Below are 14,568 nucleotides of genomic sequence, written 5' to 3' on the forward strand. Positions count from 1 at the left end.
AAACTAGAGACGAGATAGGAAAAACCATGAGCGGTCGCAGGAAAGCGGAAGTCAAAGCCAGCCCCCTGAGCTTCATCGCCACCGGCGTCAGCTACATCGCGCTTTGCCTCGCAGCCCTGGCCGCCCTCGCTCTGGTTGTCGTTCCGATGCTCACCGGCTCACAGACCTATAGCGTCCTCACCAGCTCCATGGCCCCGAAGTACGCACCAGGAACCTTCCTCGTGGTCAAGCCCATTCCCTTCGAGGAACTGCGCATTGGCGACGTCATCACCTACCAGATTGAATCCGGTTCTCCGGCCGTCATCACCCACCGCATCACCGCCATTAGCGCGGAGCAGAGCGGAGAAATGGTGTTCACCACCAAGGGCGACAACAACGACGTTGAAGACGAATTGCCGGTGCGGGAAATCCAGGTCAAGGGAAAGCTCTTCTATGCGGTCCCGTTTGTCGGCTTCATTGCCAACGGCCTGGGCAACTCCGACCGCGGCGCCATCGCCCAGTGGGGAGCCTTCGCGCTGATGGGATACGGAGTGGTTGCTCTGGTCCGCGGTGCCCTGGCCAAGAAGCGCAACGACGACGACGCCTCTCCGGAAGGTCCGACCGGGCAGGGCCCCGGCGCCGGCGGCGATGACGGCACCATCTTCCCGAGCTTCGGCTCGCCGGCAGGCAGCGGCTCGGACATCCTCGAGTTCAGCGATCCCATCCTCACGGACTGCGACGGCTGCGACCATGACCACTCCCGTGACGACAACACCTCAGGCCGCCACCGCGTCGAAACCCGAAAGCGCGCCACCGTCTGATGAATCGGTCTACAGCATCCACGGCGGGATGGTGCCAGCGATTAATCGGCGCGTCCGCCGTCGGAGCTGTTGCCGCAGCCGTATCCCTGGCCGGAGCGCCCGGCGCTTTCGCGGCCGATGACTATCTCGAATTCAGTCGCGATGGAACGACGTACGCACCGTCGATAGCCGGCCCGATCTTCAACGAAGCATTCCACTATGTTCCCGGTGCAGCTACCGGATCTACCCTGTGGGTCCGCAACGGCAGCGGGGAGCCGGCCCGGCTGTCCGCTGCTGCTGTGATGGTCCGGTCCGATCCTCAGCTGAACGGCCAGCTCGGCCTGACAGCGGGACTCACCTCCGGCCTCCCGGGTCGCTCTGTCCTTGGCCCACAGGGCAGCTGTACCGATGTTCCGGAGATCTGGGACCTAGGCTCCGGGGAGGAACACGTGTTGAGTCTGGTGGTGGACCTTTCCATTGATGCGCCGAATGAGACGATGAACCGTTCGGCAGACGTCGATATGATTTTCCTCCTGGAATCCACAGATGCTGCGCCCCGCCGGGCCTGTGATGCACTGTTCGGTCCAGGTGAGCCCGCTGAATTCGGTGCAGATCCCGGCAGCCCTGGACCGAGGGCGACAGCTGGGTCTTCTACTGAACCGGTGACCCTGCCCGGGATATCGGATGGCCTGCAGGCAGCAGGACCCAACAGTGTTTTTCCGGCAGCGCTGCCGGAAGGCCAAGCTGAAGCACGTGCGCCCCAGGCTGTTGTCCCAGCCGAACAGCAGGCCCCGGCCGGCATTATCCCGGCGGGCTTCCAGAGCACCGTGGAACCAATCATCCGGTCGCTCTCGGGTACGCTCCTGATAGGTATGTCGGTGGTTTTCTGCGCCGCAGTAGTTCTTCGTTTACGGAATAGGTCAGCATGAGCAGGGAACAGTTGGGGGCTGTGGCGGGGGACGAAAGCCAGCCCGTGCCGGAGAAGCGTCTGGGGTGGTTTGGACGCCTCCGGTCCCAGCCCGGATTTCGTACGGCGTCTGTTGCTTTTGTACTGACCGTGGTGCTGGGAATAGGTAGCACTGTCGCCTACGCGTACTGGGGCCAACGGAACACCGTGACGCAGCTCGTGACCACCGAGCGCCAGGCGCTTCCAGCGATCACGGGAAAACCTACCTGCCGTCAGTTCGCGAGCGTGGGCATCGTCTACATCGACTATACGAAGGTTGATCCGGTTCTACTCCCAAGCGGCGCCCAGATTCTCGTTACCGTTTCAGTTAGGGGACGAGAGGCTAAAAAGAGCTTTGTAATCGAAAATACTGGCTCTTTCGCTTTGAGGGACCTGCCAGGCCTTGATGACTTCATCGGGCCGTCGATTGATTCCAAGACGATATATGTCGATGTAACCACGGCATACGTAGAGCCGCTTCCTCAGCGGCTGCCAGAGGCGCTGAGCGCTTCAATGAAAATCATTGACCCCGCGCCCTCGGCGGGGGCCGTAGAAGCGAGATTCCGGGCGTCGTACTTCTGCTAGCTAGGCGAGCAGCTAGGCTGCGCTTCCGCCGCTAACGCCCGCCGTCGTCGTCGTAAACATCCGGAATACCGTCCTGGTCCGCGTCGGCCGTCTCCTCTTCCTGCACCAGCCGGTAGTGCCGGTTGCGGATCCGCAGCAGGACTGAGGCCAGCAGTGCGGCGGTGACTGACGCGGCCAGGATGGACACCTTCGCGTGGTCGTTGTGCTCAGTTCCCGGATCGAAGCTCAGATCATTGACCAGCAGGGACACGGTGAAGCCGATGCCGGCCAGCATGCCGATGCCGAGCAGGTCGATCCATTTCACGCTGGAATCCAGCCGGGCGCGGGTGGCGGCAGTGACCACCCAGGTGGTGGCCAGAATGCCCAGAGGTTTACCGAGCACCAGCCCCGCCAGGATGCCGAGCGCCACCGGGTCGGCCAGTGCCGAGCCCAGGCCGCTAAAACCGCCGATCGCTACGCCCGCGGAGAAGAACGCGAACACCGGCACCGCAAAACCGGCCGAAATGGGACGGAAACGGTGCTCGAAGATTTCCGCCAGCCCCGGCTTGCCCGGCTGCGGCTGCACCGGTGTGCCGTCCGGGCCGCGGCGGAGCACGGGAACGCAGAAGCCCAGCAGCACGCCGGCCACGGTGGCGTGTACGCCGGACGCGTGCATCAGCGCCCACACGGCCACTCCGATGGGCAGCAGGACCAACCAGGCGGCCACCGGATGGGTGCCGAAGAACCGCCGTTTGGTCTGCGCCAGGTACAGGAACAGGGTCAGCGGGGCGAGCATAATCAGCAGGTAGAGCAGGTGCACGTCTTCGGAGTAGAAGAACGCGATGATGGTGATGGCAATCAGGTCATCCACCACGGCCAGGGTAAGCAGGAAGATCCGCAGCGCTGAGGGCAGGTGCGAGCTGATCACGGCCAGCACAGCCAGCGCAAACGCAATGTCGGTGGCGGTGGGAATGGCCCAGCCGCGCATCCCGCCGGAGTCGGTGGCAAAGTTGATTCCGGCGTAGATCAGGGCGGGAACGACGACGCCGCCTGCCGCCGCGGCCACAGGCACAACCGCCTTGCTGATCTGGCGCAGGTCTCCGGCAACGAACTCGTACTTGAGTTCCAGCCCCACCAGGAAGAAGAACACGGCCAGCAGGCCGTCAGCGGCCCAGGCGCCCACGCTCAGTTTCAGGTGCCACGGTTCGTAGCCGAACTCGAAGTCGCGGAGCGCAAAGTAGGAGTCCGATGCCGGGGAGTTGGCCCAGATCAGCGCGGCCACCGTGGCGATGAGCAGCAGCACCCCGCCCACGGTTTCCTTGCGCAGGACCGCTGCGATACGCAGGAACTCCGGATAGCTGGAGCGGGCCGGGACCGTGCCGCCCGGACGTGCGGGCGGCACAGGGCGGCCGGCGGGGTGGTTCTGCGGATCCGGTGCCATGGAACTCCTCAGCAGAGAAATCCTCCGTCAGAAAAGACGGGGTATCCGCATTCTGGCACCAACCGGGGGTGTTATCCCACCGGTGTCAGCCCATGAGGGCGCGGAAGCCCACGATGATGGTGACCAGGCCGAAGACCATGGAGGTGGTGACCTTCATCAGGTTCACCGTCAGGTACCGGGTGGGCGCACCCTTTTCGTCGCGGGCCTTGGGGCTCTTGTACGCCTCGATCAGATACGGCGGCCAGACGATCAGGGACCACAGCCCTGCAACGATAAGGATGACCGCCAGTGCGGTGGGCAGGGCAATGCTGTTATCCACGGTTGCCCGGCCCTAGCGGCTTTCGATCCATTTGCCGGCCTGACCGGCCTGGATGGTCAGCGCCTTGCCGATCATCGGTTCAGCCTGCTTGGCGATCTTGTCGCCCAGGAACGGGATGGAGGAGCTGACCTTGCCGTCAACATCCACCCGGGTGCCCTCGGCCACCGGAACCAGGCGCTGGACGGCATTGACCTTCAGCGGCACGCCGCCCACGGAGAGGTCCACGGACGCTTCGCGGGAACCGTCGGGCCCCGGTGCGGCCCAGTGTTCCTTCTGGGTGACGGTCAGCGTGGCGCCGACAAACTTCTTGGCGATGTCCGGCAGCCGGTCCGTGGGCAGGGTGCGCACGGCGGTCAGGACAAACGCTCCGGCGGTGTCGCCCTCCACGGTGGCGGAGACCAGGGATCCGCCCACGTGTTCGCTGACGCTGCGCAGGAAGTCCTCGTTGGTGAACGTGTCGGTGACTGTCCGGGCGTCGTAGGGCAGGGTGGTCGAGGCGTTCAGAGCCATGGGTCCTCCAGATAGGGATGTCGGTTTGCCGGCGGTCCGCGCTGCTTCGCACAGTTCAACCGGCCCGGAATCATCCTAATCCGCGCGAGCCTTCAGCTCCGAAACGCCGACGGCTTCGCGATGACCCTTACAAGGGGCTGTCGGCTTGATCTGCGGCGTCGTCGGCTTCGCACCGCGTCGAGCAGTAGTGGTAGCCGCCGCTGCTGCGGAATGTGACCGGCTCGGCCCGGCACCAGTCACATCTCCTTACCCGAGGCTCCGAAACGGTTGAGATGGTGCGGCGCAGTGTGTCAATGATCCCCATAGTCAATATCTACTGCCTGAGTAGAAAGATAAGCGCAAAAAACCCTCAGGTTCTCATCAAGGTTTGAATGAGAACCAACGGCGGGGTGGACCGGATCACCGCTCCAGGCTCACGCAGGCGACGGCGCGGTCGTCATCGTCGGTCGCGCTTGGGCTCGCTGTCTCGTCGTCGTCGAGGGTGATCAGCAGCGAGCGGCCGATGCCGTCGTCGGGCAGGACCCACGGCACCGTGACGCTGGCGGTGGAGCCGCCGTTCTCATCGGTGGTGAAGTCCAGGTCCAGGTCGTCGGAGTCCTCGTTGCGGGTGTCGTCGTATTCCTCTCCGGCGTCCGAGGGGGACGCACCGCACAACCTCTCATGCAGCGTGGCACTGAACTCGGTGTTGGGCGCGAAGCCGCGGGCGATCATCTCCAGCGTGGTGGACGCGTCCGTCTCATTGATCGTGACGGTGGTGTCCGCGCCGTCGGGCACCGCCGACGTGTCGTACGTGGTGGCGATGGCGTTCTCGCAGTAGGAGCCGAACGTTCCCTGGATAATGCCGCTGGCAATGGGGCTGGGGGTGGTGCTTCCGCAGCGGTCCGGGCTCTCGGTGACGCCCGGGACGCCCTGCGCCGATTCCGAACTCAGCGTGGTTTCCGTGGCGGTGGCCGGCGACTCCGAGTCCTCGGCGGCATTGCTGCAGCCGGCCAGAGCGAAGAGGGACAGGAGCAGCGCGCCGAAAAGGCGGTGGGCTTTGCGTGCCATGGGGCAATCCTTACGTGCGGAGGGATCTGGCGTATGCCCGTGCCATCCCAGCGTGGCAGTGGGCGGAACGAAAATCCAGAACACTCCGCCGGATTGGGCTCCGGTTGCCCGGCTCAGGGCTTCCGGCTCGGGACTTCGGCGCTGGCCCGATGCAGGCAAAACCCTTCAACCTAGCGTGTGGCCGGACGGGACGGAACAGAGACGACGGCGGCACGCGGCTTTTCGCCGCAACTTCACCTAACTGGCGGTCTTCGCTGTCCAGCCGGGCTGCAGTGTCCTACCGTCAGCCGCACGGCACCCCCGGGGGAGGTGCCCGAAGTCCGGCCGGTGCCATCGCGCCGCCGGATCTGACATCACTCGCACCTATGAGGGGAAGCATGAAAACACCACGTATCCTCCGCGGAACTGCGCTCGCAGCCGCTGTTGTCCTTACCGCCGGAACCGCAGGCCCGGTGTTCGCCGAGTCGGGCTCGGCCCGCGCCACCGTGACGGACGGCACCGACACCTTAACCGAGGCCGGCACCAACGCCGTGACCGACGGCGGCAAGGGCCGCCATCCGGGCAAGCCGGGTCATCCCTGGAAGCCCGGAAAGCCGGGAAAACCGGGGAAACCGGTCAAGCCCGTGAAGGATGAGAGCGCCAAGCTGCGTGCCGCCGTCACCCTCCACAATGTTTTTGACCATCTGGAAGGTCTGCAGGACGCCGCGGATGCCAACGGCGGCAACCGTGCGGCCGGGACGCCAGGCTATGAGGCATCCGGCCAATACATTGAGGACCAGCTGCGCCGTGCCGGCTACAAGCCCGTGCGCCAGGATTTCTCCTACGACCAGTTTGCGGTGATCAGCGAAGCCCTGGAACAGACCGCACCAACGGCCACGGTCTACACAGCCGGAACCGACTTCACCACCATGACCTACTCCGGCGCGGGGGATGTCACGGCACCCGTCAGTGCTGTGGATATCAACCTCTCCGGGGACCGGGTTACCACCTCCGGCTGCGAGGCTGAGGACTTTAGCGCATTCGCCGCCGGCAGCATTGCGCTGATGCAGCGCGGCGAATGCTCCTTCGGGATCAAAGCGGCGAATGCGGCAGCGGCGGGTGCCTCCGGCGCCGTCATCTTCAACCAGGGGGACGAGGTGGCCAACGATGACCGCTTTGGGCTGGTCAACGGCACCCTGGGTGAGCCGTCAACCATCCCCGTGGTTGGCACCACCTTTGCCATTGGCGAAGCGCTGGCCGGCACTGACGGAGTGGAACTGCGGCTCAACATTGACGCCGGAGTGCAGACCACCAACTCGTTTAACATTCTGGCTGACACACCCCGCGGAAACGCGGACCGTACCGTCGTCGTCGGCGCGCATCTAGATTCCGTAGCGGTAGGGTCGGGCATTAATGACAACGGCAGCGGCAGCGCCGCCGTCCTGGAAACCGCCATCCAGCTCGCCGAGACCACCAAAAAGCACCCGCTGCAGAACCGGGTCCGCTTTGCGTTCTGGGGCGGAGAAGAGGACGGGCTGCAGGGCTCCAACCACTACGTCGAGCAGCTGGATCAGGACGGGCTGGACGGCACCTTGGCCAACCTGAACTTCGACATGCTGGGGTCGCCGAACCTGGTCCGTTTTGTGTACGACGGCGACGGCTCTGCGTTCCCTGGAAGTACCGCTCCGCGGCCAACGGGATCCGACGAGATCGAGAGGATCTTCGAGGAGTACTTTGCCGGGCAGCAGCTGGCCTCGGCACCCACTGAGTTCAGCGGACGCTCCGACTACTCGGCGTTCATCCTCAACAACATTCCCGCCGGCGGGCTGTTCAGCGGTGCTGAAGGCGTCAAGACCGAGGAAGAAGCGGCGGTGTTCGGCGGAACCGCGGGGGAAGCGTACGACCCCTGCTACCACCAGAAATGCGATGACCTCGGGAACATCAACCGCCGCGGACTGGACCAGATGTCCGACGCCGTGGCACATGCCGTGCTGACCTTCGCGCGGACGGACGCGGACCTGCGCGGCGGCGGCGACGTCCGGTCGAAGCGGCTGGCACCAGCCGAGGTTGACCTGCAGTTCCGGGGCGATGAGGCACTGAAGTAATCAGGCGCTGAAGCGCACATCCGCACACAGCCGCCGCCCGTCATGTGACGGGCGGCGGTTGTGTGTTTACACAGCGGCCGCCCGCCTATCCGCCGGGAGCGGACGGGGCCCGCCCCGGCCCTTTCATGCGGGTACTCTGGAAGAAAAGCCCCGGGGTTCCTCAGTGAACTTCGGGTTATTTGCGTTGCCTCACGTCAAGGAGCCCCTCCCCATGAGCCTGAACGGACTGCGCGCCGCCCTGGCCGAAGACCCGTCCTACGCACGGGTGCGAACCCTCGCCTCGCGCACCCCCGAGCGCCGCAGCGACGACCTGCAGATCGGCGCGCCGCAGGGCATGCGTGCGGCGCTGCTGGCGGAAATGGTGGACGGGCTCGCCGAAGCAGCCAACGACGCCGGAACCGCCAACGCTGCTGCCGCACCTCCGGTGGTGCTCGCCGTGACGGCCACCGGCCGCGAAGCCGAGGACCTGGCCGCAGCTCTGCGCTCCTACCTGCCGCTGGCCGGCATCGAGGAGTTTCCGTCCTGGGAAACACTGCCGCACGAACGGCTCTCGCCGCGCTCGGACACCGTGGGCCGGCGGCTGTCCGTGCTGCGCCGGCTTGCCCATCCCGAGGGCCATCCCATTCAGGTGATCGTGGCGCCGGTGCGCGCAGTCGTCCAGCCGCTGGTCGGCGGGCTCGGCGACCTGCAGCCGGTGGCGCTGAAGGTGGGGGAGGAGCGTCCGTTCAATGACGTCGTCAAGGCGCTCTCCGAAGCCGCTTACGCCCGGGTGGACATGGTCTCGCACCGCGGCGAGTTTGCCGTCCGCGGCGGCATCCTGGACGTCTTCCCGCCCACTGAGGACCATCCGATCCGCATCGACTTCTTCGGCGACGAAGTGGACTCGATGCGCTGGTTCGCCGTCGCCGACCAGCGCACCCTTACCGGCCCGCACATCACCCACCCCGCCGAGCTCTACGCTCCGCCCTGCCGCGAAATCCTGATCACCCCGTCGGTGATGCGGCGCGCCGCGAAGCTGCAGTCCCAGATGCCCGCCGCCGCGGACATGCTGGAGAAGATTGCCGGGGGCATCGCCGTCGAGGGCATGGAATCCCTGGCCCCGGTGCTGGTGGATGAAATGGTGCCGCTGATGGGCCAGCTGCCCGCCGGGTCGCTCTCCGTGGTGATCGAGCCCGAGAAAGTCCGGGCCCGCGCCCATGACCTGGCAGCCACCAACGAGGAATTCCTCGCCGCGGCGTGGGCCACAGCGTCCGACGGCGGTGCCGCACCTTTGGATCTGTCCGCCGGCATCAGCGCGGATCTGGAGGCCGCGAGCTTCCGCTCCCTGGCCGACACCCGCTCCGCTGCCCTTGCCAACTCGGTGGGCTGGTGGTCCATCACCTCCTTCAACCCGGACGATGAAACCGTCCTGGACATTGACACACTGACCATCAACGCCCGCGAACCGCGCGGCTACCAGGGCGACGTGGCGGAGATGATGGAATTCATCGGCTCCCGCGTGCGGGACGCCTGGCGCGTTGTCGTCGTTACCGAAGGCCCCGGCCCCGCCTCCCGGCTGGCCGAACTGTTCCGTGACAACGACATTCCGGCCGCCCTGACCGAATCCCTGGATACCGAACCGGTGCCGGGCATCATCTCCATCACCACCGCCAGCGCCGGGCGCGGCTACGTCTTTGACGGGCTGAAGACCGGGCTGCTGACCGAGGCTGATCTGCTTGGCCGGGCCAGCGCCTACTCCACCCGCGACATGCGCAAGATGCCCTCCAAGCGGCGCAACGCCGTCGACCCCCTGCAGCTGCACGAGGGCGACTTTGTGGTGCACGAGCAGCACGGTGTGGGCAAGTTTGTGGAACTGATCCAGCGGGCCACCGGTGCCGGCCAGAACAAGACCGTGCGCGAGTACCTGGTGCTCGAATACGCGCCGGCCAAGCGCGGCGGCCCCGGCGACCGGCTGTTCGTTCCCACCGACCAGCTGGATCAGATCACCCGCTACGTGGGCGGGGAAACTCCGGTGCTGTCCAAGATGGGCGGCTCGGACTGGGCCAAGACCAAGTCCCGGGCGCGCAAGGCGGTCAAGGAGATTGCCGGGGAGCTGATCCGGCTCTACTCGGCCCGGATGGCGTCCAAGGGACACGCGTTCGCGAAGGACACCCCGTGGCAGCGCGAGCTGGAGGAGGCGTTCCCGTACGTGGAAACCCCGGACCAGCTGACCACCATCAACGAGGTCAAGGCGGACATGGAGAAGGAGGTCCCCATGGACCGCCTGGTCTCCGGCGACGTCGGCTACGGCAAAACCGAGATTGCGGTGCGCGCCGCGTTCAAGGCCGTGCAGGACGGCAAGCAGGTGGCGGTGCTGGTGCCCACCACGCTGCTGGCCCAGCAGCACATGGAAACCTTTGGTGAACGTTTCTCCGGATTCCCCGTCCGGGTGGAGTCGCTGTCCCGCTTCCAGACGGCCAAGCAGGCCAAGGAAACCATCGAGGGCGTGAAGAACGGCTCGGTGGACGTGGTGATCGGCACGCACCGGCTGCTGTCCCAGGAGGTCCAGTTCAAGGACCTCGGCCTGGTGATCGTGGACGAGGAACAGCGTTTCGGCGTGGAGCACAAGGAAGCGCTGAAGAAGATGCGCACCAACGTGGACGTCCTGGCGATGAGTGCTACGCCGATTCCGCGCACCCTGGAAATGTCGCTGACCGGCATCCGGGAAACGTCCACCCTGGCCACCCCGCCGGAGGAACGGCATCCGGTGCTGACCTATGTTGGCCCCTACACGGACCGGCAGGCCTCAGCGGCCATCCGCCGCGAACTGATGCGCGAAGGCCAGGTGTTCTTTGTGCACAACCGGGTGTCCTCCATCGACCGGACCGCCGCGCACCTGCAGGAGCTGGTCCCGGAGGCGCGCATCGCCGTCGCGCACGGACAGATGAGCGAATCCAAGCTCGAGCAGATCATCGTGGACTTCTGGGAGAAGCGTTTTGACGTGCTGGTGTGCACCACGATCATTGAGACCGGGCTGGACATTTCCAACGCCAATACGCTGATTGTGGACCGGGCGGACCACTTTGGCCTGTCCCAGCTGCACCAGCTGCGCGGGCGTGTGGGCCGCGGCAGGGAACGCGCGTACGCGTACTTCCTGTATCCGTCGGAAAAGCCTCTGGGCGAGGTGGCGCTGGAGCGGCTCAAGGCCGTGGCCACGCACAACGAGCTCGGCGCCGGCATGCAGCTGGCCATGAAGGACCTGGAAATCCGCGGCGCCGGCAACCTGCTCGGCGGGGAACAGTCCGGCCACATCGCCGGGGTGGGCTTTGACCTGTACATCCGGCTGGTGGGCGAGGCTGTGGCCGATTACCGCGGCGAGGCCGAGGAGAAGGCCGCGGAAATGAAGATCGAGCTGCCGGTGAACGCTCATTTGCCGCACGAGTACGTGCCGGGGGAGCGGCTGCGGCTGGAGGCTTACCGCAAGCTGGCCTCAGCGGTGACGTACGAGGCGATCGACGAGGTGCTGGCCGAACTGGTGGACCGCTATGGCGAGCCGCCGCAGGCCGTGCAGAACCTCATCGACGTGGCCCGCTTCCGGGTGGGTGCCCGCGAGGCCGGGCTGACGGATGTGGCACTGCAGGGCAACTTCATCAAGTTTGCTCCGGCGGACCTGCCCGAGTCCCGCGTGATGAGGCTGCAGCGGATGTACCCCGGGGCCTCGGTGAAGCCGGCGCTGAATGCGGTGCTGGTGCCCAAGCCCAAGACCGCCCGGATTGGCGGACGGGATTTGGTGGATGCCGAAATCCTGGCCTGGGCGCAGCAGGTGGTGGACGCGGTTTTCAAGGAGTGAATCGGTGGCCGGGGCGTCGGACGGGGCGTCCCGGCCACCGCCCGGTTAGACCGGCTGGGTAAGCGCCACAATGAAAACGGCCACGCACATTACTGCGGTGGCAATGACAATCCCGTAGCCGATGCGCATGGTGCGCTGCTGACGGGCACGGTCCTGGCGCCATTCCCGGCGCGTCATAGTGGTGCTCATGGAATCGAATATAGGAGACCGGCTTACCGGTTTCTTAGCGTAGTGAGTACGTGGATGCCTGCCGGAAGTACGCGTTAATCACTTGGAACGGGGCCTGTTGGGGGCCCGGGGCTGGTGTTTTGCCCGTTAACAACGTTTGCACGCAGCCTGACCGGCTGCGTGCAAACGTTTTTTGAAGAGGATGCTGCTACTTGCCGGCAACCCGGCCTTCGGCCAGTTCCTTGGCCGTATCCGAACGGCCCGTCACGAACGGCACAAAGTACGCCAGCGTACCCAGAGCCAGGCAGATCACCATCGGCCAGACGTTGTCCAGGCTCAGCCAGTTCAGCGAGTAAAGGCCAACGGCAAAGATCGCCAGGAAGATGATAAAGGTGACGAGGTTGCTGACAAGGTGCCCTTCACCCGAGTGCGTGGGCTGCTTGGACCGTGTTCCTGCCATGGTGTTCTCCGTTTCAAAAAGATTTCAGTAGCCGGCGGATCAGTAGTCCGACGCGGCGTTCCCACCCTTAACAATAGCGATACCGGAGCTCGCTCCGATACGCGTGGCACCGGCGTCGATCATTGCCTGCGCATCTTCGCGTGAACGGACGCCTCCCGAAGCCTTGACCCCGAGGTCAGGTCCTACGGTCTTGCGCATGAGGGCAACGTCCTCAACGGTGGCTCCGCCGCCGTTGAATCCGGTGGACGTCTTCACGAAATCCGCTCCGGCTTCCACTGCTGCCTCGCAGGCAAGGACCTTCTGCTCGTCGGTGAGCAGCGCCGTTTCAATGATGACCTTCAGGATGCCGTTGCCGGTGTGAACCTCGTCGGCCACGGCAGCAATGTCGCGGACCAGGGCGTCCCGGTCTCCGCGGCGGGCGGCGGCGATGTCGATGACCATGTCAATCTCGTCAGCACCGTCCTGCAGTGCACCCCGGGCTTCGAACACCTTCACCTCGGTGGTGGTGGCGCCCAGCGGGAAGCCGATGACCGAGCAGGTCAGGACGCCGCTGCCCTTGAGCGCGTTGCGCACGGTGCCGACCCACAGCGGGTTGACGCAGACGGACTTGAAACCGTACTCAGCGGCTTCGGCACAGACTTTAAGGATGTCCTCACGGCTGGCCTCGGGTTTGAGGAGTGTGTGGTCGATGTACTGTGCAATGGCTGTAGGCATGGCAACCATCTTGCCACAGGCAGGGGGCGGTTTGGGCTCCGGAAAAGATGATGGCCGGGTAAACGTCTTCGACGCTGACCCGGCCATTTGTTACCTACGGAAAAACGATGGGAAAAATCGTCCCCAGGGGGTTTGCTACCGACGATACGAGGTCGAGTGTTGCTGCCGAAGCGGGCGCAGCTGCACCAAAGACAGCGATTGTGGCGGCAAGAAGCATCGCGGATGCCATTTTTTTCATTGAGTCCTCCAAGTAGTAAATAACGACAAAGTAAAGTCTCGCTCAAGCAAACGAATAAATCGATAGTTTGGAGGTAAAATCTGCAGTCTTTTTTCAGCACGCAGAGTGTAGGATTCCGGACACTCAGGTTCTATGGCGGGAACGCTCCCATGGGTGAGCCTGGAGTACTGTAGTCGAAACAAGTCTTGAATGAGCGAGTTAGGTGCAGTGGGAATTGGACAACTCTGTTGATCAAATGCTGAACGAGTACCGGGCACGCCTGCATTGGGACCGGCGCGAGTACAAGGCCGCTTTAGGCCATGCAACTGCGGCAGCAGATGAAGCCCTCACCAAAAAGGACATTACCGGCTACTGGCGCATGACGCTCCTGCTCGCGGAATGCCAAATGGAGCTGGGCTTGATTCAGGAATTCGCAGCGAGCACCAAGAAACTGTCGGAAAGCTCGGCACTGCAAGGGGATCAGGCCATGATTGCCCGCGCTAGAGCTCTGTATTCGAGGGCGTTGGAGAGCTTGGGGCACATAGGCGAGTCACTTGTTGTCGCCCAGGAAGCAGCCGCTATAGATCTTCCGGATGCAATGGACCCGGACGAAGAACTGGAGATGCTGCATGGTCTTGTTGCTGCTCTCACCGAGAGCGGCAAAGCCACCGAGGCATGGGGGCACGCACTAAGAATGGCCAACTTGGCCGGTCAACATGATGAACAAGTTATTGCGGGGAAGGCGTACTGGGCGGTCGGCAACGTTGCGTTCCTGAACGGCGACGGCGAGAACGGGATTAGATTCCATAAACTGGCCGCCGAGAACCTTGCCCCGGATAATGATGTAAATATCTGGGCGTTTTTCAACAAAGCGTCCGCACTGGCGCGCCTCTCGGCAGGCATAGCGGACCAGGAAACCCTCGAATGCATTGAACGGGCGGAGTTGGCCAGTTCCGTTACCGGCGGAACTCCGCTCATGGAACTGGAGCTTTCCACTGCCCGTGCACAGTGGCTCGTTTTCAACAACGGTGCTGAGGAAGCCGCGGTCATAGTCCAGCAAATACTAGACCAGCGGGAGCTGCTGCCTGAGCACGAGATTGCGGAAGTGGAATACGTTGCAGCCCTTGCTTTGCATCACCTCGGGCGGAATGATGAAGCCTTGGCTGCAGCGGTTCATTCTGAGAAAGTCTTCATTGCGCGCGGCGCACACCGTCGGGCACTGGAGGTCCGCAGCATCATTGACAGCATTAATGCCGGCAGCCACTGATCGGAAAAAGCACGTGCGGGGCTAGCAAGCATCAATTTCGGGAGTAGGCGCGGAGCACGACACTGCAGCGGCATCGCGCAGCGACTTTCCGGCGCTTCTGGGGGGAAGCATGACACAGCAAAGATCGGTCGAAAGAGTCGAAAGAACAGTCTGGAACGACTGTCCGGATGAGCGTTCTTCAGGCACGGGTACGGGCACGGTGGTTTACGAGTGCGGATGTGCT

At 64.2% G+C, this 14,568-nt stretch carries 13 protein-coding genes; 6 read left to right on the forward strand and 7 right to left on the reverse strand.

Annotated features, from left to right (window positions below):
* The first annotated feature begins 26 nt into the window (after nucleotides 1-26).
* From CXR03_RS14680 to CXR03_RS14690, 3 genes are read left to right on the forward strand one after another with little or no spacing between them, the layout of a single operon-like run.
* The gene (locus tag CXR03_RS14680; protein ID WP_104104482.1) at nucleotides 27-800 is read left to right on the forward strand and encodes a signal peptidase I; all 774 of its coding nucleotides are present in this window, start codon (nucleotides 27-29) and stop codon (nucleotides 798-800) included.
* Nucleotides 800-1,708: a hypothetical protein gene (locus tag CXR03_RS14685; RefSeq protein ID WP_104104483.1), complete on the forward strand. Its 909-nt coding sequence runs from the start codon at nucleotides 800-802 to the stop codon at nucleotides 1,706-1,708. The genes CXR03_RS14680 and CXR03_RS14685 overlap by 1 nt, the downstream gene beginning before the upstream one ends.
* Entirely contained in the window at nucleotides 1,705-2,310 is a 606-nt protein-coding gene (locus tag CXR03_RS14690) for a hypothetical protein (protein WP_104104484.1), read from the forward strand. The genes CXR03_RS14685 and CXR03_RS14690 overlap by 4 nt, the downstream gene beginning before the upstream one ends.
* Nucleotides 2,311-2,341: 31 nt before the next feature.
* On the opposite strand, the gene nhaA is transcribed toward CXR03_RS14690, so the two are convergent.
* The 4 genes from nhaA to CXR03_RS14710 form a co-directional block, all read right to left on the reverse strand.
* On the reverse strand, nucleotides 2,342-3,730 hold the full coding sequence (nhaA, locus tag CXR03_RS14695) for a Na+/H+ antiporter NhaA (RefSeq protein WP_104104485.1): 1,389 nt from the start codon (nucleotides 3,728-3,730) through the stop codon (nucleotides 2,342-2,344).
* Between the two features lie 85 nt (nucleotides 3,731-3,815).
* Entirely contained in the window at nucleotides 3,816-4,049 is a 234-nt protein-coding gene (locus CXR03_RS14700) for an SCO4848 family membrane protein (protein WP_308470585.1), read from the reverse strand.
* Nucleotides 4,050-4,061: 12 nt separating this feature from the next.
* Complete coding sequence (locus CXR03_RS14705; protein WP_104055263.1) at nucleotides 4,062-4,559, reverse strand: DUF2505 domain-containing protein; 498 nt, start codon at nucleotides 4,557-4,559, stop codon at nucleotides 4,062-4,064.
* Between the two features lie 399 nt (nucleotides 4,560-4,958).
* Nucleotides 4,959-5,606, reverse strand: a complete 648-nt coding sequence (locus CXR03_RS14710; RefSeq protein WP_104104486.1) for a hypothetical protein — start codon at nucleotides 5,604-5,606, stop codon at nucleotides 4,959-4,961.
* Nucleotides 5,607-5,983: 377 nt separating this feature from the next.
* On the opposite strand from CXR03_RS14710, the gene CXR03_RS14715 reads away from it, so the two are divergent.
* Together CXR03_RS14715 and mfd are read left to right on the forward strand one after the other, a co-directional pair.
* Nucleotides 5,984-7,690: a M20/M25/M40 family metallo-hydrolase gene (locus CXR03_RS14715; RefSeq protein ID WP_104104487.1), complete on the forward strand. Its 1,707-nt coding sequence runs from the start codon at nucleotides 5,984-5,986 to the stop codon at nucleotides 7,688-7,690.
* A 211-nt stretch (nucleotides 7,691-7,901) separates the two neighbouring features.
* A complete protein-coding gene (mfd, locus tag CXR03_RS14720; RefSeq protein WP_104104488.1) occupies nucleotides 7,902-11,519 on the forward strand; it encodes a transcription-repair coupling factor in 3,618 nt (1,205 codons plus the stop codon).
* A gap of 45 nt (nucleotides 11,520-11,564) precedes the next feature.
* Here mfd and CXR03_RS18345 read toward each other — a convergent pair whose 3' ends face one another.
* The 3 genes from CXR03_RS18345 to deoC all read right to left on the reverse strand — a co-directional run bounded on the left by CXR03_RS18345 (nucleotide 11,565) and on the right by deoC (nucleotide 12,861).
* Nucleotides 11,565-11,708 carry a hypothetical protein gene (locus CXR03_RS18345; RefSeq protein ID WP_181032373.1) on the reverse strand — a complete coding sequence of 48 codons (144 nt, stop codon included), beginning with the start codon at nucleotides 11,706-11,708 and terminating at the stop codon, nucleotides 11,565-11,567.
* Between the two features lie 187 nt (nucleotides 11,709-11,895).
* Nucleotides 11,896-12,147 (reverse strand): hypothetical protein, encoded by a 252-nt coding sequence (locus CXR03_RS14725; RefSeq protein ID WP_104104489.1) that lies wholly within the window; start codon nucleotides 12,145-12,147, stop codon nucleotides 11,896-11,898.
* 39 nt (nucleotides 12,148-12,186) lie between these two features.
* Entirely contained in the window at nucleotides 12,187-12,861 is a 675-nt protein-coding gene (gene deoC / locus CXR03_RS14730; protein ID WP_258060110.1) for a deoxyribose-phosphate aldolase, read from the reverse strand.
* A gap of 440 nt (nucleotides 12,862-13,301) precedes the next feature.
* Here deoC and CXR03_RS14735 point away from each other — a divergent pair, with 440 nt between their 5' ends.
* Complete coding sequence (locus CXR03_RS14735) at nucleotides 13,302-14,345, forward strand: hypothetical protein (protein ID WP_104161755.1); 1,044 nt, start codon at nucleotides 13,302-13,304, stop codon at nucleotides 14,343-14,345.
* Nucleotides 14,346-14,568: the final 223 nt, after the last annotated feature.

Origin of the sequence: Arthrobacter sp. 08Y14 (genome assembly GCF_002929455.1) — a bacterium.
Taxonomy (GTDB): domain Bacteria; phylum Actinomycetota; class Actinomycetes; order Actinomycetales; family Micrococcaceae; genus Arthrobacter_B; species Arthrobacter_B sunyaminii.

Bases quoted from the DNA above. Each gene is read 5' to 3' on its own strand.
- CXR03_RS14680 (WP_104104482.1), top strand. From the start codon at position 27: ATGAGCGGTCGCAGGAAAGCGGAAGTCAAAGCCAGCCCCCTGAGCTTC.
- CXR03_RS14685 (WP_104104483.1), top strand. From the start codon at position 800: ATGAATCGGTCTACAGCATCCACGGCGGGATGGTGCCAGCGATTAATC.
- CXR03_RS14690 (WP_104104484.1), top strand. From the start codon at position 1,705: ATGAGCAGGGAACAGTTGGGGGCTGTGGCGGGGGACGAAAGCCAGCCC.
- nhaA (WP_104104485.1), bottom strand. From the start codon at position 3,730: ATGGCACCGGATCCGCAGAACCACCCCGCCGGCCGCCCTGTGCCGCCC.
- CXR03_RS14705 (WP_104055263.1), bottom strand. From the start codon at position 4,559: ATGGCTCTGAACGCCTCGACCACCCTGCCCTACGACGCCCGGACAGTC.
- CXR03_RS14710 (WP_104104486.1), bottom strand. From the start codon at position 5,606: ATGGCACGCAAAGCCCACCGCCTTTTCGGCGCGCTGCTCCTGTCCCTC.
- CXR03_RS14715 (WP_104104487.1), top strand. From the start codon at position 5,984: ATGAAAACACCACGTATCCTCCGCGGAACTGCGCTCGCAGCCGCTGTT.
- mfd (WP_104104488.1), top strand. From the start codon at position 7,902: ATGAGCCTGAACGGACTGCGCGCCGCCCTGGCCGAAGACCCGTCCTAC.
- CXR03_RS18345 (WP_181032373.1), bottom strand. From the start codon at position 11,708: ATGAGCACCACTATGACGCGCCGGGAATGGCGCCAGGACCGTGCCCGT.
- CXR03_RS14725 (WP_104104489.1), bottom strand. From the start codon at position 12,147: ATGGCAGGAACACGGTCCAAGCAGCCCACGCACTCGGGTGAAGGGCAC.
- deoC (WP_258060110.1), bottom strand. From the start codon at position 12,861: ATGCCTACAGCCATTGCACAGTACATCGACCACACACTCCTCAAACCC.